The sequence below is a fragment of the Kitasatospora sp. NPDC041917 genome, assembly GCF_055589745.1.
This window is the reverse complement of sequence record NZ_JBVJBI010000005.1, coordinates 228,665-249,337: the sequence shown is the minus strand read 5'-3', so window position 1 is coordinate 249,337 and position 20,673 is coordinate 228,665. Positions and strand designations below refer to the sequence as shown.

Below are 20,673 nucleotides of genomic sequence, written 5' to 3'. Positions count from 1 at the left end.
TCACCGCCCGTACCGTCACCGCCCCTACCGGCGGCAGGCCCGGGCTCCGGCCGGCCCGGCGCGCCCCCGGCCCCTCCCCCCACCCACGCGAAAGGCAGGACCGAACCATGGCGGAACAGGAGGAGATCCGCACCTACCTCAAGCGCGCCGTCGCCGAGATAGACAGGCTCCGTGACCGCCTGAAGGCCGCCGAGGCGGGCTCCGGCGATCCGGTGGCCGTCATCGGGTGCGGGTGCCGGCTGCCCGGCGGGGTCGACTCGCCCGCCGGGCTGTGGCAGCTCGTCGACGAGGGCCGCGACGCCGTCGGCGCCTTCCCCGACGACCGGGGCTGGCCGCTGGACGAGCTGTACTCCCCGGACCCCGACCGCTCGGGCACCTCCACCACCACGCACGGCGGATTCCTCTCCCGCCCGCAGGACTTCGACGCCGGGTTCTTCGGCATCACCCCGCGCGAAGCTCTCGCGATGGACCCTCAGCAGCGCATCCTGCTCGAAGTGGCCTGGGAGGCCCTCGAACGCTCCCGCATCAACCCCTCCGCACTGCGCGGCACCGACACGGGCGTCTACGCCGGGGTGTCCTGGCAGGACTACGGGGAGGCCTGGTGGGACGACAGCCGGGTCGAGGGCCACCTCGTCACCGGAAGCGCCACCAGCGTCGTCTCCGGCCGCATCGCCTACCTGCTGGGACTGGAGGGCCCCACGCTCTCCGTCGACACCGCCTGCTCGTCCTCGCTGGTCGCGATCCACCTCGCCCGTCAGGCCCTGCGCGCGGGCGAGTGCGACCTGGCGCTGGCCGGCGGCGTCACGGTGATGGCGACACCGCGTCCCTTCATCGGGTTCTCCCGCCAGCGCGGCCTGGCCGCCGACGGCCGGTGCAAGGCGTTCGCCGACACCGCCGACGGCATGGGCATGGCCGAGGGCGCCGGCCTGCTGGTCCTGGAGCGCCTCTCCGACGCCCGCCGCCACGGCCACCCCGTACGCGCCGTGCTCCGGGGCAGCGCCGTCAACCAGGACGGCGCCAGCAACGGCCTCACCGCGCCCAGCGGTCCGGCCCAGCAGAAGGTCATCCGACGGGCCCTGGCGGACGCCGGGCTCACCCCCGCGGACGTCGACGTCCTGGAGGCGCACGGGACGGGCACCAGACTGGGCGACCCGATCGAGGCCCAGGCCGTACTCGCCACCTACGGCCGCGGCCGCCCGCCGGACCGGCCGCTGCTGCTCGGCTCGCTCAAGTCCAACATCGGCCACACCCAGGCCGCCGCCGGCGTCGCCTCCGTCATCAAGATGCTCCTCGCGATCCAGCACGGCACCGCCCCCCGCACCCTCCACCTCGACCGGCCGAGCAGCTACGTCGACTGGGACTCCGGCGCCGTCGAGCTCCTCACCGGCCCGAGACCGTGGCCCGACACCGGACGGCCCGCGCGCGCGGCGGTGTCCTCCTTCGGCATCAGCGGCACCAACGCCCACCTCGTCCTCGAAGCGGCTCCCCCGGCCGGGAGCCCGCCCGCCGAACCGCCCCGCCGCGACGGTGCGGTCCCCTGGCTGATCTCCGCCAGGAACGCCGCCGCCCTCGAAGCCCAGGGCGCGGTCCTGGCGGCGTACACCGAGGCCCACCCGGGGCTGCACCCCGCCGACGCCGCCCACGACCTCGCCACGACCCGCGCCCGGCTGCGCCACCGGGCGGCCGTCGTCGCCGCCGACCGCACCCGGCTCCTCGACGCCCTGCGCGCGCTCGCCGAGGGCCGCCCGCACCGGCACCTGGTGTCCGGCACGGCCGCCCGCAAACCCGGTGGCACGGTCTTCGTCTTCCCCGGCCAGGGCGCCGAGTCGTCGACCGCGGGACGGCAGTTGCTCCACGACTCGGCCGTCTTCCGCGAGGCGTTCGAGGCCTGCGACCGGGCCATGCGCCCGCACACCGGGCGCAGCCTGTCCGACCTGTTGGGCGACGCGGCGACCACGGCGGAGCTGGAGCGGCCGGAGCTCGTCCAGCCGCTGTTCTTCGCGACCTCGGTCGCCCTCGCGGCACTCTGGCGCCACCACGGCGTCGAACCGGATCTCGTCATCGGGCACTCCCAGGGGGAGATCGCCGCCGCCCACGTCGCCGGCGCCCTCACCCTCGACGACGCGGCCTCCCTGGTCGCCCTGCGCGACCGGGCCCTCGGCCGGATCGCGGGCACCGGGGGCATGGTGACCCTCCCGCTGTCCCCCGAGCGCGCCGCGGAACTGCTCTCGGCGCTGCACGCCCCGCTGTCCGTCGCCGCCGTCAACAGCCCCTCGTCCGTGGTGGTCGCGGGCCCCGACGACGCCCTGGAGCGGCTGCTCGACCACTGCCGGACGGAGCGGATCGCCGCGCACCGGCTGCCCATCCGCGTCGCCGCGCACACCCGGGCCGTCGAGGCCGTCCGCTCCGACCTGCTGGCCGCCACCGACCTCCGCCCCCGCAAGGGCCGCATCCCGCTGCACTCGACCGTCACCGGCGAGCTGATCGACCGCCAGCTCCTGGACATCGGCTACTGGTACGCCAACGTGCGGGAGCCGGTCCGGTTCGACGAGTGCGTCCGCTCGTTGCTGGCGGCGGGATACCGGCACTTCGTCGACCTCGGCCCGCAGCCCGTCCTGGTCCCGGCCATCACCGAGAACCACCAGGCGTACCGCGGCGGCGCGCCGTCGCCGGGCGAGGCATCGCCGGGCGCACCGTCGCCGGGCCAGGCGGCCACCGTCACCGTCACCGTCACCGGAACGCTCGGCCTCGACGCCGACGAGCCCACCTCGTTCCTGCTGTCCCTCGCCGCCCTCTGGGTGGCCGGGGCCCCGGTCGACTGGACGCCCGCGCTCCCCGGCACGTCCGCGCTCCCGGCGGACCTCCCGACGTATCCGTTCCAGCGCCGCGGCTACTGGCTCGCACCCGGGCCCGGGCCCACGCGCCCCTCCGCTCCCACCCCGCCGGACGGCGGCACACCACCGTCCCCCGATCCCACCGGATGACGACCATGAACCAGGAATCCGCCACCGCTTCCCCCGCGTCCCCCGCCTCCGCGCCCCCGCGGCTCGAACCGATGATCGCGCTGGTGAAGGAACACGCCGCCGCGATCTCGGACCTGCCGGTCGAGGAGATCGACGACGACCAGCTCTTCCAGGAGCTCGGCTTCGACTCGCTGATGACCGTCCGGCTGGTCAACGGCCTCGAAAAGGCAACCGGCCTCGAATTCGAACTCGGCGTGGTCGGCGAGAACCCCACCCCGGCCGACCTCGCCGCCTTCCTCTGCGCCTCGCTCGCCCGGCAGGGCCAGGAGGCGCCGGCCACCGCCCCGCCCGCGGCCGACGGCATCGGCGACATCTTCCGGAAGACCGTCGAGGAGGGCAGAGCCGTCGAAGCACTCGACTTCCTGGCCGCCGCGGCCCGCCTGCGCCCCCGCTACAGCGGCGCCGACGACGCCGGCCCTCCGCCGCCCCCGGCACGCCTCTCCCGCGGACCGGAGAGCAAGAAGATCATCTGCCTGGACTCGCTGGGACCGTTCCTCGGCAACTTCACCTACAGCCGCTTCGCCAGGCGCTTCCTCGGCCTCCACGACGTCCACGCGCTGCGCTACCCCGGCTACGCCCGCCCCGACGCCGTCCCGGAGTCGCCCGCCGCCCTGGGCCGGGCCATGGCCCCCGCGGTGGAGCGCTGCGCCGACGGGGCCCCGTTCGTGCTCGTGGGGTACTGCTCCGGCGGCTGGGCCTCCCGGCTGGTGGCCGCCGAACTGGAGTCCCGCGGCGCGGGGCCGGAGGCCGTCCTGCTGATCGACACCCCCGTCCCCGAGGACCTGTCCGACGAGGTCTTCAACGGCGGCACGAAGTCCCTGCTGGAGTCCTGGCCCGACATCGTCTCGCTGGAGACCCCCGCGCTCACCGCCTTCGGCTGGCACTACAGCATGCTCCGGGGCCACCCGCTCCCCGGCACGGCCGCCCCCACGTACTCCATCCGCGCCACCGAACCGCTCCCGTACACCGACGGCGTCCGGCTGAACAACCGGTGGCCCGACAGCCTGGAGAGCGCCGACCTGGCGGCCGACCACTACTCGGTCATGGTCGCCCACGCGGCCGAGGCCGCGGACATCGCCGCCCGCTGGATCTGACCGCCGCCCATGAACCCGGAGGGAACCCCGATGACGGACACCAAGGTATTCGCGCGACTGATCGACGCCGTCAACCGGAAGGACATCGACGCAGCGGCCGGCTGCTACAGCCGGGACGTGCACTACGCCGAGCCCGGCATCAACTGCGAACTCCACGGCCGCGACAAGGTCCACGAGCTGTACACGTCCTGGATGACCAACGCGGACCTGACGGCCAGCCTCGACGACGCGTTCTCCGCCGGCGACCGCGGTGCGTTCGTCTTCACCATGACCGGCACCGTCGTGAACGAGGTCACCGGCGTGTGGAACGCCGAGAGCGTCGGCCGGACGTTCTCGGTGTCGGTCGCGGTCATCGCCGCGCTGGACGCGGACGGCCTCATGTCCGAGGCCGTCTACTACTGGGACGTCATGACGATGCTCTCCCAGCTCGGGCAGATCCAGGGCTGACCGGAAAGCGGAGGTGAGGCAGCATGAAGGGCGTCGTCTTCGACCTCCTCAACGAGGTGGTCTCCCGGCAGTACGGGCTGCTGGCCTGGGGGGAACTGATCGACGCCTCCGGCGTCGACGGAACGTACACCTCGCTCGGCAACTACCCCGACGAGGAGTTCATGAGCATCGTGGCCGCCGCGGCGCCCATGTTCGGGAAGTCGGAGACGGAGGTCGTCCGCTGGCTGGGCCGCGAAGCCCTGCCGATTTTCGCCGAACGGTACCCGATGTTCTTCGCCGGGCACAGCTCCGCCCGGACGTTCCTGCTGACCCTGGAGGACATCATCCATCCGGAAGTGCGGCGCCTGTATCCCGGGGCCGCCGTGCCCAGCTTCAGGTTCGAGACACCCGCCAGCGGTGTCCTCGTCATGAGCTACAGCTCGGAACGGCAGCTGTGCGCGTTCGGCGAAGGACTCATCGAAGGGGCGGCCGAGCACTTCGGGGAGGACGTCAGGATCGACCAGTCCAGCTGCACCGGACGAGGAGACCCGGAGTGCGTCTTCGAGGTCACCCTCACGCGACAGGGGTGAGTGCGCAGTGGAGCATCAGCGGGATGCGGATCGGCACGTGACCCTCCTGGAGGACCTGCTCCGGAAGGAACGCGACGCCCGGCGGCAGGCCGAGCTGATATCGGAGGAGATGATTCGCAAGCTGCACGACGCGAAGGAACAGGAGCTCAGGAAACAGCGTGGCCTGGAACTGCTCGAATCCGTCGCCGCGGCCTGCAACAACGCGGTCGACATGAACGGCCCGCTCCTCGCCGCCGTGAAGGGCGTCTGCGTCTTCGCGGGATTCCCGGTCGGCCACGCGCTGTCGCTCGTCCCGGACCACGGGGTGCTCGCCTCGCATCCGCGGCACTGGTGGGCGGCCGACCCCTGGCAGCTGGGCTCCCTCCGGGAAACCGGCACCCTCACCGTCCCGCCGGGACACGGGCCCGCGGGCCGCGCCCTGCTGACCCGTGACATCGCGGCGGGCGAGATCGGCGCCGGGGACGACGGAGTCGACTACCTGGCACCCTGCCGCGATCTCGGCATGACCCGGTTCCTCACGCTTCCGGTGTCCGACGAATCGGACGTCCTCTTCGTGCTCGAATTCTTCTCGCCACCGGGAACGGCCGGCCAGGACGACATCCTGCCGGCCCTGCTGAGCCAGGTCGGCGCCCAGGTGTCACGGGTGGCCGCACGCCTGCGGGCGGAGCAGGAACTGCAGAACGCCCGCCTGGTCGCCGAGACCGCGGCCCGCAGCAAGACCGAGTTCCTCGCCACCATGAGCCATGAGATCAGAACCCCGATGAACGCCGTCATCGGCATGACGGAATTGCTGCTGGCCACCGCGCTGACGCCCGAGCAGCGGAACTTCGCCGAGATCATCAACTCCAGCGGCGAAGCCCTCCTCGGCATCATCAACGACGTCCTGGACTTCTCCAAGATCGACGCCGGCGGTCTGGAACTGGAGAACAGGCAGTTCTCGCTCCGCGACACCGTCGAGTCCGCGATCGACGTCATCGCGGCCCGCGCCGCGGAGAAGGGCCTCGATCTCGCCTGCCTGGTGGCCCCCGACATTCCGGACTGCGTGGTCGGCGACGGGATGCGCCTGCGGCAGATCGTGACCAACCTCCTCTCCAACGCGGTCAAGTTCACGGAATCCGGCCATGTCGTCCTCACCGTCAAGACCGCCGGGGACCGACCGGGCGACCCGACCGTGGCGAGGCTGCACTTCGCCGTCTCGGACACCGGCATCGGGATCCCCGAGGACCGCATGGGCCGGCTCTTCAGGAACTTCAGCCAGGTCGATTCCTCCACCACGCGCAAGTACGGGGGAACCGGGCTGGGCCTGGCCATCAGCAAACGTCTCGTGGAGATGATGAACGGGAACATGGAGGTGAGGAGCGAGGTCGGGGTGGGATCGGTCTTCGGCTTCACCATCGACCTGGGCGTCGGCGCGGTCGACCGGCCGCCCTCCGCCGAAGAGCCCCTGCGGCTGAAGCGCCTGCTGATCGTCGACGACACCGACCTGAACCGCGAGGTGATCCGGCGGCACGCCGACTCCTGGCACATGCTCTCCACCGAAGCGTCCGCCCCCGAGGAGTCGCTGCGGATCCTCACCTCGAACGACCCGTTCGACGTCGCCGTCCTCGACATGATGATGCCGAACATGGACGGCGTCGAGCTGGCCGCCCGGATCCACCGGATCCCCGGCCGTCAGCGGCTGCCGCTCATCCTGGCGACCTCGCTGGCGACCTCCCGGCACGCGATCGACGACCGGGAGTTCTCGGCGGTCCTGACCAAGCCCCTCAGGGCTTCGCAACTGCACGACACGCTCCTGTCCGTGATCGTGGGAGAGCGGGCGGCCCGTACCGCGCCGCCCGCCCCGGTGAACGGGGAGCCCACCGATCTGCGGATCCTGCTCGCCGAGGACAACGCGGTGAACCAGCAGCTCGCCGTACTGCTGCTGAAGAAACTCGGCTACGTCGCCGAGATCGTCGAGGACGGCAGCCAGGCCGTCGACGCCGTCCGGGACGGCGACTACGACGTGGTGCTCATGGACGTCCAGATGCCCGTCATGGACGGCCTCGAAGCGTCACGGAAGATCAATCAGGTGATCGGATCCGGTCGCCGCCCCTACATCATCGCCATGACGGCGAACGCCATGCAGGGCGACCGCGAAGCCTGCCTCGCCGCGGGAATGGACGACTACCTGGCGAAGCCGATCAAGAGCGACGGCCTGGCCGCGGCCCTGAGCCGCGCACCCGCCGCCGGAGGGACGGCGGTCGCCCCCGCCGAAGCCGCCCCGCCGGCCGCCTCCGTCACTCCGGACGTCCTGGCCAGACTGTGCGACGAGATCGGCGGGACGTCATCGGTCGTGGAGCTCGCCCAGCTGTTCGTCGACGACGCCCCGGGGCTGATCTCCACCATCGCGCACGGACTCCCGAGCGAAGCCCTGCGAGCCGCCCACACGCTCAAGTCCAGTGCCCGGGCCCTGGGAGCCGGACCCCTGTCCGGCCTGGCGGAGGACATCGAGAAGAGGGCCCGCGCGGGAACCACCGAGAGCTTCGACGTGCAGGACGTCAACGACGAGTTCCTGCGGGCCAAGAGCCAGCTGTTCGGCGTCCTCGCCGACCTGGAGGCCCGGTCCGGCAGCGCGGACCTGGGCACCCGGCCGGTGGAGTGACGGGCCCCGCGCGGCACCGGCCCGCGCACACCGCGCGGGCCGGTGCCGCGCGATCGGGCTCGCCCGGCCGCTGACCGCTGACCGTCGTCGTCCTGACGGCGCGTCGTCGGGCGCGTGTCCGACGACTTCGCGCACATCCCGGGTGCGCACCTGCTGATCGACAACACCCGCCTGGAGCCCGACGAAGTCGCCGAACGGGCCGTCGAGCACTTCGGACTCCGACCCGCCGGGGCCGGCTCACGGCGACCCCGGCTCCGCGGAACTCACCTGTCCGGGCGGCGGGTTCGGCGGACCGGCCCGGGCCGGCGATCAGCGAACGATCGCGCGCAGCAACCGTACGTACGGGCTCCACCGCGCCGGGCGGGCCACCGTGCCCGTGCAGGCCCTCTCCGCGCGATCCAGACTGTCCTCCAGAAGCGCGTCGTGGAGCGGCCGCCAGGCGAGCGGCCAGCCGAGTCGTGCCGGGCCGCGGGCGGTCAGGACGAGCGTGTGGCGCAGCAGGGTGTGCCGCTCGTCGACGGCCGTGGCGGTGAACTCGTGGAAGCCGTGGAAGCCGCGTGGCCCGGTGAAGCCGAAGCGCACCCACGTCGCGGGGACGTACGCGTCGACGGTGTAGCGGACCGGGCCGTGCCCACCGACCGCGCCCACGGCGAGTGGACGGTCGAACCGCATCGAGGGCCACGTGTCCTGCGGCCACAGCAGGTCGCCGGTGCCGGCCAGGGTGTCGATCAACGCCCCCACCTCGGTCTCCTTCGCGGGCAGCAGGCGTTCGTGCACGTTGTGGACAGCCATCGGCTCACCTTCCGGGCAGTTATAGAGACTGCTCTCTAATTATTGTGGAGAGTACCCTCCAACTCATGGCGAGACCACCCCGCTTCGACTCCGACCAGCTTCTCGACGCCGCCGTCCGGCTGGCCGCCGAGTCCGGCCCGGCCGCGGTGACCATGGCCGCGGTCGCGGGAGAGGTCGGAGCCCCGAGCGGCTCGGTGTACTACCGCTTCCCGGGACGGAGCGCCCTGCTCGCCGAACTCTGGCTGCGGACCGTCGACCGGTTCCAGCAGGGCTACCTCGCGGCCTTCGGCACGGCACTCGGCCAGGACCTCACCCCCCTGCCGCTCGCCACGACCACCGACGCGCGGCAGACCGCGCGGGCGGCGGCCCGTCAGGTGGTCGCATGGGCCCGGGCCCACCCGCAGGAGGCGGCCCTGCTCCTCTACGGCCCCGACGACTTCGGACGCGCGGACTGGTCGGAGGAACACCGCCTGCGCGCGGATCTCGGCAACCGGACTGTGCACGGCGCGCTCGCCGCCCTCGCCGTACTGCTGGGGGCCGGGTCGCCGACCGAGGACCCCCGGTCCGTCGAACGCGTGGTGCTCGCCCTCATCGAGCTGCCGCTCTCGCTGGTCCGACGCCACCTGCGGGCCGGCGCGCAACTCCCCGAACACACCGAGGAACTCGCCGAGGAGTGCGCCGACGACCTCCTCGCCCGGCTCGGCCCCCACCGTCCATGACGCGCCGCCCGGGCGGCAGTCCCCGCGCCTCCGAACCCGGGCCGCGGTCGCCGACGCGGTGGACGGCATCGGCCCGCGACCGTTCGCAGTCCCGGGCCCGGTGAGACGAACACCGCATAGACTCCCGGGGATCGAACGGACCGCCCGGCGACGGCACCGCCGGGCGAGGAGGGGGCGTCATGGGGCCCGTACCGGGTGCGCGGGAAGAGCTGGACCGGCTGGGCCTGGCCCTGCGGTCACAACTGGTCGAGCTGATCGACGACTTGGCCCCCGGCAGCGATCTCGGCCTGCCGCTGCTCGACACGCCACAGGTCGTCGACTGGCATGAACCGCTCCGCTACCAGTACTCGGCCAGCGGCAGCACGGGGAAGCGCCCCGCGCATGCCGGCGCCGCCGACACCGCCGCTCGCGCGGCCGCGCTGCTCCACTCCGCGGGCTGGGCGGTCGCGACCTCGCAGGAGGACGCCAAGGGAACGCCCCGCATCGTGGTCACCGGCCGCCGCGACGGCTGCAGCATCGAGATCCGTACGGTCGACCACACCTCCACCGTGTGGTTCAGCGGGCAGACACCGGCGATGGCCCTGTACGAACCGGAGGAGTTCCAGCGGCCCGAGCCGGTGCGCACGGCCGAGACCGTCACGGCCGGATTCGTGCTCTGCTACGAGTGCGAAGGCCTGGGCTGGTGCTACGACTGCGGGGGACGCGGCTGGCTGCCCGACGAGACCCGCGGGCGGGTCAACTGCCCCGCGTGCCACCGGCGCCGCGTCTGCGTCATCTGCCGCGGCGAGGCAGAGCTCGCCGTCTCCCAGCTGTCGACGTACCAGCGCGGCCACTACCCCGAATTGAATGAATGAGTGCGGGCCATGGCCATGTCCACGGTTTGAGAATCCACCAGGATCCGCGAATGACAGGTACCGTTTGATGCACACAACAGAGCCGACGGAAGCCCGCATCGAGGATGCGGGCAACATCCTGGTCGCACCTTCGATGTCGCAGGACAACGACGTGATCAGGGACTTCTTCGGGTCCACGATCACGCCGGAGGAGCTTGCTTCCGGCTCGCCCGACCTCGCCCGGAGGACGGTCTACCTGTGTGGCGACGTATCCGGGATCAGTGGCCGTCAACTGGCCGCGGCTGCGCGGGTATTCGTCATCCGGGAGCGGTCGCACGGCTACCGCGAGGACGTCGACGAACCCTGGAGCCTCGTCGACCTCGGCCGGGTCCCCGTCCGCGTACACGGCGTCGGCGTGTACTACCGCCGCTTTTTCGGACTCGGCGACGATCATTTCGGGCGGATCCGTACGGAGCACGCGTTCCAGTCCCTGACGGAGTCCACCAAGCCCGGCGCGGCCCATCGCAGCGGGATCTATCTGACGCCCGTCACGCGCAACGGTGACGAACTGCATTTCCGCCTGCTCCGGTGCTCCACGAATCTCTCGGGGCCGACCGAGAGCTTCCGCCCGACCGACACGCGCATCGTCGAAGCGCTGAACCGCGAGGCCGCCGCCGTCTTCCGGAACCAGGCACCGCTGAATCACGTCCTCGCGCAGATCTACCACAACACCCTTGCCACGGCCGAGCGCAAGCAGTCCAAGGCGAAGATCTCGGCCCATGCCGACAAGACCAAGGACATGCCCGCCAACGGCATCATGGCCTTCTGCACCTTCTACGACCGGCTCGACAAGCTGCAGCCCCTGGCCGAGGACGCCTACGACTTCGGGGTGAAGGGCGCCAGCGGGCTGACCAGACTCCACTTCCGCCTCAAGGAGCGGACCGCGGAACTCGACGGGGTCGCACTCCCCCCGCAGTTCACCGTCACCCTCCACCCCGGCTCCGTGTTCTTCATGCCGCTGTCCACCAACCGCCTCTACACCCACGAGATCCGGCCCTCGTCGCTGGACGCCGAGCTGCTCCCGACCCGCCTGGGCTACGTGGTGCGCTGTTCCAACACCGAAGCCGTCCACAAGGACGGCCGCACGTTCCTCGAACGGGACGGAGAACCGGTGGAACTGGAGCCACCCACACCGGCCGGCATGGACGAGCTGCGCAGGCTGTACGCCGAGGAGAACAGGACCTCGTCCTTCATGGACTACGGCGACGAATTCCTCTTCAGCATGAACACGGGAGACTACCTTGCCCCCCGCATCTAGGATCTCGGACGAGATCCTCTCGTGCACACTGCCCACCGAGGGGAACCTCTTCGCGGAACTGTCCGCGTCGGCCCGCCTGGAAGAGGTGGGGAAGGGCCGCCGAGGCGCCGTGCTCGCCAGGATCGACGAGGCGGGTGATGCGCCCCTCGTACGGACCACCACTCGCTACAGCAGCCCGACGCAGCGCTTCCGGGCGGTGCACGAACGGCTGGCACGACAGGTTCAAGAACGGGCGGCGCTTTCGGTCGGCTTCAACAACGCTCTCATCGAGAGCTACACGAACGCCTACGCAACCATGGGCGGCCACTCCGACCAGGCCCTCGATCTGGCCGACGAGTCGTTCATCGCCGTCTTCTCCTGCTACCAGCATCCCGACGCGAGCCCGCCGAGGAAGCTGATCTTCGAATCGAAGGGGCCCGATGGTGGGAAGTTCGAGATCCCCCTCGCCCACCACAGTATCGTCGCGTTCTCCGTCGACTCGAACCGGCGACTCAGACACAAGATCGTCCTGGACCCGCCCGCCCGCACGGCGGACAACCAATGGCTGGGCGTAACCTTTCGAACGTCAAAAACACTCGTCCGGTTTCGCGACGGACAGGCGCACCTCCCCCAGGGTGAGCGCCTCGTGCCGGCCGACGACGAGCAGAGGCACGAGTTCTACCGACTGCGGCGCCGTGAGAACACGGAAACGGACTTCGTCTACCCCCCGCTCACGTACACCATCAGCGAGAGCGACCTGACGCCGCCCGTCTGACCTCGAAGGCTCGGGCCGCTCGTGCGGTCAGCCGAGCGCGTTGGACCAGTCCGTCAGTCGGGCGAAGTCCTGGACCGTCAGGCCGGCCTTCGGGTCGACGTGGTGGAGCAGTGCCGGGCCCGGGTGGTGGGCTTCCACCCAGGCCCGGTCGGCGTCCGTGATCAGGTCGTCGACCCAGGCGAACGGGCGGCCCTTCGCCCAGGCGACGATCTGCGGGGTCTTCCAGAACACCCCGCCGCCCGGCTCGGGCCGCGGCTCGGACCAGGGGATGTACGGCAGGGCGGGCAACCCCAGCAAGGGGCCGATGAAGGCGTTGGCCTCCTCCTGCCACGTCGTCGCCCACGCCAGGTCGAAGGGAAGCGCCGCGAGGGCCGGGCCGTGGGCCGGGTTGAGCCAGACCCGCAGGGGCTTCGGCGCCTTGTGGGGAAGGCCCCAGGCCGTGAGCCGACGGCGCTCGGCCGCCTCCCAGCGCGGCGTCGTCAACCGGTGGGTCTCGTAGCCCTCGGGCCGCCGGTAGGGCTTCGCCGCGCACGGGTTCAGCGGTCCGTCGACGTCCACCAGCAGCAACGGCCGCATCGCCTCGCCTCCTCCGGGATCGTCCCCGCACGCTACCCGGGCGGAAGCAGGAGGCCCACCGGTTTTCCGACCGCCGTGCGTGCGGGGCCTGGGCTCAGCCGATGCTGAACGCGCCGTCCGGTGGGGGTGGGGAGTCGGTGGCCTCGGCGTCGGTGACCGGGGCGGTCCGGCCGACCAGGTCCGCCAGGTCGTCCCCGTCGGTGAGCCGGGCCGGGAAGATGTCGCCGGCGAGCAGCCGGGTCAGCTCGGCCACCGGCAGGGGCGCCGTCGAGCCGGCCAGCAGGATGTTGCCGTACCGGCGGCCGCGCAGCACCGGCGCCTCCGCCACCAGGCAGACGTACGGGAACACCGCCCGCACCGTCGCCGCCTGCGCCTTGGCGAAGGCCAGCGGCGGGCCGTCCGCCAGGTTCGCCGCGTAGCAGCCGCCGGGGCGCAGCGCGGCGGCGGCCAGCCGCAGGAACTCCACGGAGGTGAGGTGGGCGGGGGTGCGCGAGCCGTGGAAGACGTCGGCGATCACCAGGTCCTGCGAGCCGGCCGGGGTCTCGGCGAGGGCCTCCCGGGCGTCGCCGACGGTCGCGGTGATGTCCGCGCCGGGGCCCTGCCAGGGCAGCTGTTCGGCGACCAGTTCCAGCAGCGGTCCGTCCACCTCCGCCACCCGTTGCCGGGAGCCGGGTCGGGTGGCGGCCAGGTAGCGGGGCAGGGTGAGGGCGCCGCCGCCGAGGTGCAGCGCGTCGAGCGGCTGTCCGGCGGGGGCGAGGGCGTCGGCGAGGTGGCCGAGGCGCCGGGTGTACTCGAACTCCAGGTGGGTCGGGTCGGCGAGGTCGACGTAGGACTGGGGGGTGCCGTCCAGGGTGAGCAGCCAGCCGCCGTCCCGGTCGAGGTCGGGCATGAGCTTGGCGAAGCCCAGGTCGGTCCGCCGCCCGACGGGCACCGGCTCGTCGTGCTCGTCGTGCTCGTCGTGCTCGTCGGCCTCGGCCTGCTCGATGTGCTCGGCACCCTCGTGCTGCGGGAAGGTCACGCGTGCTCCCCGACGGGTTCGACGTCGAGGTAGGCGGCGAGCCAGCGGTCCAGTTCGGCGAACACCTCGGCGCGGGCCTCCGCACCGGACAGCACCAGGTCGTGCATGCCGCCCTTGATCCGCACGACGGTGACGTGCCGGCCCAGCCGCGGCCCCTGCGCGGCGATGTCGTCGGCGCGCAGCACGGCGTCGGCGTGGTGCAGCGCGTTGTGCCACGTGGTGGTGGAGATGGACCGGGTCGAGGCCATCAGCAGCACCGGCACGTCGATGCCCAGTCCCCGGTGCAGCCGCCGGTGGCCCTGGTGGATCGCCGACAGCCAGCCCGCGTACAGCGGGAAGCTCTCGGGGCGCTTGAGGGTGAGGTCGAAGTCCCACTCGCCCTGGTGGTCCTTGTGCAGGCTGTGGGTGTAGTGCGGGTTGAGCGCGGACGGCAGGACGCGGGTCGGCGCCAGCCGCCCGACCGCCGTCACGGCGGGCCCGCCGAGTGTGCGGACCGCGGGCCCGACCGGCATCGACAGGAACGGGCTGTTGAGGAACAGCCCGTCCACCACCCCGCGCCCGGCCCGCCGGCCGGCCCACAGGGCCCCGATCAGCCCGCCGGTGGAGTGCCCGTTCAGCAGCAGCTGCCGGTGCCCGTCCACCTCGCGGATGATCCGGACGGCCTCGTCGATCTCCTCGTCGTACTCGGTGAGGTCGCGGACGAAGTTCGGCGACTGGTGGGGGCGCAGCGAGCGGCCGTACTTGCGCAGGTCGAGGGCGTAGAAGGAGAAGCCGAGCGCGGTGTAGTGGTCCGCGAGGTTGGTCTGGAAGAAGTAGTCGTTGTACCCGTGGATGTACAGCACGGCCCGGTCCGCCCCGGGCACCGGCCGGCGGACGAGCGTCGCGCACACCGCCCCCTCGTCGTCCGGCCGCAGCGTCAGCTCGGCGGCCTCGTAGGGGGCACCCAGGATGTCTTCACGGAACTCCATGAGGGTGACTGTACTGGCTCAGCCGTTGTCGACCCCGACATCTCCGACCTGGCGCGATGTGATGATCGCAATGCTTTCGGAGAACGCTGCGTGGGCGTCGTCGGTGGCACGATCGACCTGCCGACGGGCCTCCTCGGCTTCCTCGTGCCGGCCGAGGTCCTTGAACACGGCTTGGAGAGCGATCCAGGTGCTGCCCTCCGTCACGTGCGCGGTGTCCGCCTGGACGACCGGGCCTTGGAAGCTGCCCCCGCGAATGCTGTTGTGCACCCGGTCAGGGTAGCCGCCCGCGCCTCCCGGCCGCTTCTCGTGCGCCTCCTGTGCGCCGGTGGTTCTGTGGAACGCTTCCCGGACAGACCAGGCGAGTTGGGGAGTTTGCATGCAGCACGGGCATACCGATCCGTCGCTCTACCGTTCGGCCGCCGAGGCGATCGCCGCTCCGCCGGAGAAGCTGGCGTACGTGGCCGGGTTCGACCGGTCGGGGCAGCAGCCGGACGCACTGCTGAGCGTCGACACCGATCCGGACTCGGCGAGCTACGGGAAGGTTCTGAACTTCGCCGAACTGCCCACGCTCGGCGACGAGTTGCACCACTTTGGCTGGAACGCCTGCTCCAGCGCCCTCGCCCACGCCTGCCACGAGAACCCCGAGCGGCGCTACCTGCTGCTGCCCGGGCTGCGCTCCTCCCGGCTGCACGTCCTGGACACCCGGCCCGACCCGGTCCGCCCGCGCCTGGTGAAGACGATCGAGGCCGAGGAGCTGGCCGCCAAGGCCGGCTACTCGCGCCCGCACACCCTGCACTGCGGCCCCGACGGCGTCTTCCTCTCCTGCCTCGGCGGCGCCGACGGCGAGGACGGGCCGGGCGGGGTGGCGCTGCTCGACCACACCACCTTCGAGGTGCTGCGCCCCTGGGAGACCGAGCGCGGTCCGCAGCACTTCGCGTACGACGTCTGGTGGCACCTGGGCACCAACGTGGGCATCACCAGCGAGTGGGGCACCCCGTCGATGGTCGAGGACGGCGTGGTGCCGGACCTCCTGCTCGGGCGCAAGTACGGCCACGCGCTGCACTTCTGGGAGCTGGACTCCGGGCGCCACCTCCAGCGGGTGGACCTCGGCGACCAGTACCAGATGGTGCTGGAGCTGCGCCCGGCGCACGATCCGCAGGCGGAGTGGGGCTTCGTCGGCGTGGTCACCAATGTCGAGGACCTCTCCTCCTCGGTGTGGCTCTGGTACCGGGACGGGCCGGCGTTCACCGCGCGCAAGGTGATCGAGATCCCCGCCGAGCCGGCCAAGGCCGAGGATCTGCCGCCCGCGCTGCAGCCGTTCGGCGCGGTGCCGCCGCTGGTCACGGACATCAACCTGTCGGTGGACGACCGCTGGCTGTACGTCTCGGCGTGGGGCACTGGGGAGCTGTTCCAGTACGACGTCTCGGACCCGTTCCACCCCCGCCTGGCCGGCTCGGTGCGGCTCGGCGGGATCGCCGCCCGCACCCCGCACCCGGCGGAGCCCGGCCGTCCGCTGAGCGGGGCGCCGCAGATGGTGGAGATCAGCCGGGACGGTCGGCGGCTGTACCTCACCAACTCGCTCTACGGCGCCTGGGACGACCAGTTCTACCCGGAGGGCATCGAGCCCTGGATGGTCAAGCTGGACGCCGACCCGGAGGCCGGCGGGCTGAGCATCGACGAGCGCTTCTTCCCGCACGGCGCCGACTTCCGGGGCCTGCGCGTCCACCAGACCCACCTGGCGGGCGGCGACGCCTCCTCCGACTCCTACTGCTACCGCTGACCCGCCGACGGAGCGGACGGCCGCCTGGTCGGCGGCCGCCGGTCCGCCGGCCGTCCGGCCGGCGTCACCGGTACAGCGCCTGGTCGAACCGCACCTGCGTGGACGGCAGCCCGGCCGCCGCCAGCCGGGTGCGGACGGAGCCGACCATGCCGATCGGCCCGGTGACGCAGGCCAGGTGCTCGCGCCAGTCGCCGGCCGAGGCGACCGTGTCGGCGAGCTCGCCGACGGTGACCGGGGTGACGGTCAACCACGGCTTGTGCAGGCCGAGTTCGGCCAGCGAATGCCAGTCGTAGAGGTCCGCGCGCTCCCGGGCGCCGACGAACAGGTGGACCCGGCGGCCGGTCGGCCGGCGGGTGGTCTGCTGCTCGATGATCGCCTTCATCGGGGCGAGGCCGGTGCCTCCCGCGACCAGCAGCAGGTCGCGGGCGTCGTCGTCGGGCAGCAGGCTGCCGCGCGGCGGGCCGAGGCGCAGCCGGTCGCCGACGGCGATGTGCTCGACCAGGGCGGCGCTGACCCCGCCGGGGCCGGTGCGGCGGACGTGGAACTCCAGCTCGTTGTCGGCGCGCGGGGCGCAGCCCATCGAGTACTGCCGCCAGGTGTGCGGCAGCGCCGGGTGCTCGACGGTGCCGTACTGCCCGGCCCGGTACGGGTACGGCTCGCCGGTGCGCACACGCAGCACGGCGAGGTCGGGGCGGCGGCGTTCGTGGCCGGTCACCACGGCGTGCCAGTACGGGGGTTCGGTGAGCGCGGAGTCGGCGCCGGCCACCATCGCGCCGACCGCGAAGCGCAGCATCCGCACCCAGGCGCCCTCCAGGTCCTCGGTCCAGCGCTCGCCGGCCCGGTGCCGGACGGCCGCGCACAGGGCCTCCTCGAAGGCCTCGTAGTGCACCGGCCGGACGCCCAGCTTCCGGTGGTCGCGGCCGAGTTGGCGGAGTGTCTGCTCCAGTTCGGCCGGGCGGTCGAGGTGGTCGATCAGGTGGTGGAAGATCCGTTCCAGGTGGAACTGCTGGAACTCCATCGAGACGGGGAAGAGCGGTCGCAGATACGGGCGATGGCTGAACATCACCGCGTAGAGGTGGTCGATCAGGTCCGCGAGCGGGGAGATCAGGTCGAGGTCGCGCCGGATCAGGTGCTGGTCGGCGGCGCCGTCGTAGCCGCCGTCCTCGCCGTACGCGCCGTACCCGAAGTCGCCGCCGCCCGAGGAGGAGGGGGCGAGGAGTTGGCGTCGCAGGCGCATCGCGTGATGGCGGGCGATCAGGCGGTCGTACTCGGCGGTGGCGGTGGCGGTGCCAGTGCTCATGCTGCTGTTGTCCATGTCCCGCCCAGTCAACTGCCGGGCCGCCGAGCGCGAGAAGGGCCGATCGCCCCGGAGGAACCCGGGACCATCGACCCCTTGCGTTGGTACGTGTGGACCGGGATGGTTTTCGGCCACCACGGACCGGACCGCCCGGATGGGCGGGCACGGCCCCGGAAAGACAGCCCCGGAAGGGCGGCCCCGGAAGGACAGCCGCCGAAGGACACGCGCGGCAGGACGGCCGCGAAGGAACGGGTGCGACGGGCGGGTGCCCCACGCCCCGGTGCTCTCCCACCACCAGGACCCGGGGCACCGCCGTCGTCAGACCCCTGCCCGGTGCGTCTCCCGGCGCTCCAGCCGCCGCTGCCGGCCCTGGCGCAGCGGCTGTTCGGGCAGCCACCCGAAGGTGAGACAGGCGCCGACCACTCCGAGCAGCATCCCGATCACGAAGCCGCCCAGGTTGGAGGTGAGCCAGCTGGCCAGCGAGGCCAGCACGGCGAGGATGGAGTAGAACAGCCGCTGCGCCGGATTGAACAGGATCAGCAGGCCGCACAGCATCATCACCGCCGGCACCAGGTACCCGGCCAGCCCCTGCATCCCGATGTGCAGGATGACGGGCAGCGGGGCCTTCAGGGTGAACAGGATCTCGGCGCCGCCGAGCGTCACCAGCAGCCCGCCCCAGAACGGTCGCTTGCCCCGCCAGTCGCGCTTGGTCGGGCGCGCGGTCGGCTCGGCGGCGGTGGCCGCCGCGGCCTGGGCGGGCGCGGCCGCCGTCCCCTCGGCGGCCACCCCCTCGGCCCGTGCCGCGGTGCCCTCGCCGGTGCCGGCCGGCTCCGGTACGGACTCCGTCATGGTCAGCAGCCCGTGGAGCTGAAGCTCAGCCGCAGGTTGGGCAGCTTGAACCCGACGGCGGTGCTCGCGTAGTTGTGCTGGTTCAGGTGGGTCAGGGTGACGTGGTCGGCCTGCTGGCCGAAGACACCGGCGCCGCCCTTGCCGACCGGGCCGGCCTTGGTGTAGGTGCTGGCGTCGCCGCCGATCTCGATGTTCTTGAACTCCGCGTCGCCGGAGAGCAGGTCGGAGTCGGTGGTGAGGTCGGAGGCGGTGACGGGGGTGCCGCCGTCGCCCGCGTGGATCACCAGGTTGATGCCGCCGAGGTCGACGCTCTGGCACAGGTTGGTGATCTCGGCCTTCTTGATCGCCGACACTGCGACCAGCACCTGACCGCCGGTGGAGCCGGCGTTGGGGCTGTCGGGGATCATCGAGTCCAGCGCGCCGAACTGGGCGAAGCCCTCGCCGTCCAGCTTGTCCGCGGTGATGGTGAACGGCATTCCGGAGATGGAGAACTGGGCGGCGAGCACGCCCTGGGCGGTGAGCGCCATCAGGACGCCCCCGGCGGCGACGGCCGGGACGGCCATCAGGGCGGTGCGCTTCAGCCGGACCCGTCCTCTTCTCGGCCCGCTCGGCGTCTGCGGGGTCTCGGCCGCCGTGGCGGCGTCCTCGGACATGGCCATGTGTGTGCTCCCTGTGGGTGGATGGGTCTGCAGGCACTTGGCACGTTGTCCTGGCGCGGACAGCGTTCCCCGGGCGCGACCGGGCCGTCCGCCCCTCGGCAGCGGGGCGGGTCCGGTCAGCACGCGGTAAGTAACTGGGAAGCTACTGCCCGGTATTGGCCGGGTCAATACGGGTGCACGAAGGGATCTTCACCAATCGGCGACCCGCTTCGGCCAGTCCCGCACCCCCATCCTCTCGGCCGCTTCCGCCGGACCGAGGAACGGCGACAGGCAGAACATGCTCAACACCGGTAGCAGTTCCATCAGTTGTTCGGTCCGGCCGGAGTCGATCCACCGGTAGATCGCGCTGTAGACGCCACCCACCACCGAGTCCACCATCTCCTTCGAGTCGACCCCGCCCGGCAGTTGGGGCACCTCATCGAAGAACGCCCGGAACCTGGTCAGCAGTTGGGCCCGCTCCCGTCGGCCCGCCGAGCCGACCGCCTCGACCTCGATCACCGCCATCGTGGCGAACGCCGGTGTTCCGGCGAGAAGTTGGAGCATCGCGCCGAGCGCCTTCCGGATGCCCCGGCACCAGTCGGGTTCGGCCGTGAAGGCCGCCGCCATCCGCCGGATCACCACACCGGTGCCGTGCCGGTGCGCGGCCAGGAAGGCGTCCTCCTTGCCGCTGAACAGCTCGTAGAAGACCGGCCTGGTCACGCCCGCCGCGCGGCAGATGTCGCTGATCGTCGCGTGCTGGTAGCCGCGCTCGGCGACGGTCCGCACCAGGCCGTCCAGCAGCCGCTCGCGCTGGGTCGCGGCGACCACACCGGCGGGCAGCCGGCGCGGCCCGGGCTTGATCGAGCGGGCCGGATCGCGGCCGGTCCGGGCGCCCGGCAGCAGGACCACGTCGGCTCCACGGAGGTTCTTCCGATCCATCACCAACTCCTGTGTCCTGTATTGACATTGATGGAACACCGGGTTTACAACACTGACAGGTTTCCAACCGGTGGGCCAGCAGGCCCCCACCGGCCGGACCTCCGGGGGCTCCGGGGAGCCCGGGCGAACGCCCGGGCCACGGGACCACGGCGGAGACGGGGCGCGACGGCGGCAGCCGTCGACGTGCCCCACGGCACCGCACGTCCCCGACCGAACGGCGCGGTGCCGTTGGTGTTCCACGCCGCCGTCCGTACGCACGACCGTGCCACCGCAACGCCGCACCACCACCGCAGGACCGTGCCACCGCAATGCCGTACCACCGCACCGCCGTACGCCCACCCTTGCGTACGTCCGCACCGCCGTACCGATCGGGCGGGCCCGTGGCGCCGGGCCCGCCCGCACGCCGGCCGGTGCCGAG

19 protein-coding genes are annotated in these 20,673 nt (G+C 72.1%); 10 read left to right on the top strand and 9 right to left on the bottom strand.

Annotated features, from left to right (window positions below; translation table 11 throughout):
- The first annotated feature begins 125 nt into the window (after positions 1-125).
- From ACZ6EM_RS08465 to ACZ6EM_RS08445, 5 genes are read left to right on the top strand one after another with little or no spacing between them, the layout of a single operon-like run.
- Entirely contained in the window at positions 126-2,984 is a 2,859-nt protein-coding gene (locus ACZ6EM_RS08465) for a type I polyketide synthase (RefSeq protein ID WP_465772114.1), read from the top strand.
- Positions 2,985-2,989: 5 nt separating this feature from the next.
- Positions 2,990-4,117: a phosphopantetheine-binding protein gene (locus ACZ6EM_RS08460; RefSeq protein WP_465772062.1), complete on the top strand. Its 1,128-nt coding sequence runs from the start codon at positions 2,990-2,992 to the stop codon at positions 4,115-4,117.
- A 30-nt stretch (positions 4,118-4,147) separates the two neighbouring features.
- Entirely contained in the window at positions 4,148-4,564 is a 417-nt protein-coding gene (locus tag ACZ6EM_RS08455; protein ID WP_465772061.1) for a nuclear transport factor 2 family protein, read from the top strand.
- 23 nt (positions 4,565-4,587) lie between these two features.
- Positions 4,588-5,133, top strand: coding sequence for a heme NO-binding domain-containing protein (locus tag ACZ6EM_RS08450; protein ID WP_465772060.1), 546 nt, complete (start codon positions 4,588-4,590; stop codon positions 5,131-5,133).
- Between the two features lie 37 nt (positions 5,134-5,170).
- Complete coding sequence (locus ACZ6EM_RS08445; RefSeq protein ID WP_465772059.1) at positions 5,171-7,774, top strand: response regulator; 2,604 nt, start codon at positions 5,171-5,173, stop codon at positions 7,772-7,774.
- 309 nt (positions 7,775-8,083) lie between these two features.
- On the opposite strand, the gene ACZ6EM_RS08440 is transcribed toward ACZ6EM_RS08445, so the two are convergent.
- Positions 8,084-8,566 (bottom strand): SRPBCC family protein, encoded by a 483-nt coding sequence (locus ACZ6EM_RS08440; RefSeq protein WP_401054440.1) that lies wholly within the window; start codon positions 8,564-8,566, stop codon positions 8,084-8,086.
- Positions 8,567-8,631: 65 nt separating this feature from the next.
- On the opposite strand from ACZ6EM_RS08440, the gene ACZ6EM_RS08435 reads away from it, so the two are divergent.
- The 4 genes from ACZ6EM_RS08435 (at position 8,632) to ACZ6EM_RS08420 (ending at position 12,190) form a co-directional block, all read left to right on the top strand.
- Positions 8,632-9,285, top strand: coding sequence for a helix-turn-helix domain-containing protein (locus ACZ6EM_RS08435; protein ID WP_465772058.1), 654 nt, complete (start codon positions 8,632-8,634; stop codon positions 9,283-9,285).
- Positions 9,286-9,464: 179 nt separating this feature from the next.
- Positions 9,465-10,139 (top strand): hypothetical protein, encoded by a 675-nt coding sequence (locus ACZ6EM_RS08430; protein WP_452179929.1) that lies wholly within the window; start codon positions 9,465-9,467, stop codon positions 10,137-10,139.
- A 67-nt stretch (positions 10,140-10,206) separates the two neighbouring features.
- Positions 10,207-11,436, top strand: coding sequence for a hypothetical protein (locus ACZ6EM_RS08425; protein ID WP_452179931.1), 1,230 nt, complete (start codon positions 10,207-10,209; stop codon positions 11,434-11,436).
- Complete coding sequence (locus ACZ6EM_RS08420; RefSeq protein ID WP_465772057.1) at positions 11,420-12,190, top strand: hypothetical protein; 771 nt, start codon at positions 11,420-11,422, stop codon at positions 12,188-12,190. The genes ACZ6EM_RS08425 and ACZ6EM_RS08420 overlap by 17 nt, the downstream gene beginning before the upstream one ends.
- Positions 12,191-12,217: 27 nt before the next feature.
- Here the strand turns inward: ACZ6EM_RS08420 and ACZ6EM_RS08415 are convergent, their stop codons facing one another.
- From ACZ6EM_RS08415 to ACZ6EM_RS08400, 4 genes are all read right to left on the bottom strand, one after another.
- Positions 12,218-12,766 carry a hypothetical protein gene (locus ACZ6EM_RS08415; RefSeq protein WP_401054516.1) on the bottom strand — a complete coding sequence of 183 codons (549 nt, stop codon included), beginning with the start codon at positions 12,764-12,766 and terminating at the stop codon, positions 12,218-12,220.
- Positions 12,767-12,860: 94 nt separating this feature from the next.
- The gene (locus tag ACZ6EM_RS08410) at positions 12,861-13,655 is read right to left on the bottom strand and encodes a spermidine synthase (protein ID WP_359901057.1); all 795 of its coding nucleotides are present in this window, start codon (positions 13,653-13,655) and stop codon (positions 12,861-12,863) included.
- A 125-nt stretch (positions 13,656-13,780) separates the two neighbouring features.
- Positions 13,781-14,752, bottom strand: a complete 972-nt coding sequence (locus ACZ6EM_RS08405) for an alpha/beta hydrolase (RefSeq protein ID WP_401046114.1) — start codon at positions 14,750-14,752, stop codon at positions 13,781-13,783.
- Between the two features lie 18 nt (positions 14,753-14,770).
- The gene (locus ACZ6EM_RS08400) at positions 14,771-15,019 is read right to left on the bottom strand and encodes a hypothetical protein (protein ID WP_465772056.1); all 249 of its coding nucleotides are present in this window, start codon (positions 15,017-15,019) and stop codon (positions 14,771-14,773) included.
- 109 nt (positions 15,020-15,128) lie between these two features.
- Here ACZ6EM_RS08400 and ACZ6EM_RS08395 point away from each other — a divergent pair, with 109 nt between their 5' ends.
- Positions 15,129-16,532: a selenium-binding protein SBP56-related protein gene (locus tag ACZ6EM_RS08395; RefSeq protein ID WP_465772055.1), complete on the top strand. Its 1,404-nt coding sequence runs from the start codon at positions 15,129-15,131 to the stop codon at positions 16,530-16,532.
- Positions 16,533-16,596: 64 nt separating this feature from the next.
- Here ACZ6EM_RS08395 and ACZ6EM_RS08390 read toward each other — a convergent pair whose 3' ends face one another.
- From ACZ6EM_RS08390 to ACZ6EM_RS08375, 4 genes are all read right to left on the bottom strand, one after another.
- Complete coding sequence (locus tag ACZ6EM_RS08390; RefSeq protein ID WP_465772053.1) at positions 16,597-17,832, bottom strand: globin domain-containing protein; 1,236 nt, start codon at positions 17,830-17,832, stop codon at positions 16,597-16,599.
- A gap of 315 nt (positions 17,833-18,147) precedes the next feature.
- Entirely contained in the window at positions 18,148-18,678 is a 531-nt protein-coding gene (locus tag ACZ6EM_RS08385; RefSeq protein ID WP_359900976.1) for a DUF6114 domain-containing protein, read from the bottom strand.
- Between the two features lie 2 nt (positions 18,679-18,680).
- A complete protein-coding gene (locus ACZ6EM_RS08380) occupies positions 18,681-19,337 on the bottom strand; it encodes a DUF6230 family protein (RefSeq protein ID WP_359900974.1) in 657 nt (218 codons plus the stop codon).
- 189 nt (positions 19,338-19,526) lie between these two features.
- Positions 19,527-20,255, bottom strand: coding sequence for a TetR/AcrR family transcriptional regulator (locus ACZ6EM_RS08375; RefSeq protein ID WP_401046126.1), 729 nt, complete (start codon positions 20,253-20,255; stop codon positions 19,527-19,529).
- Positions 20,256-20,673: the final 418 nt, after the last annotated feature.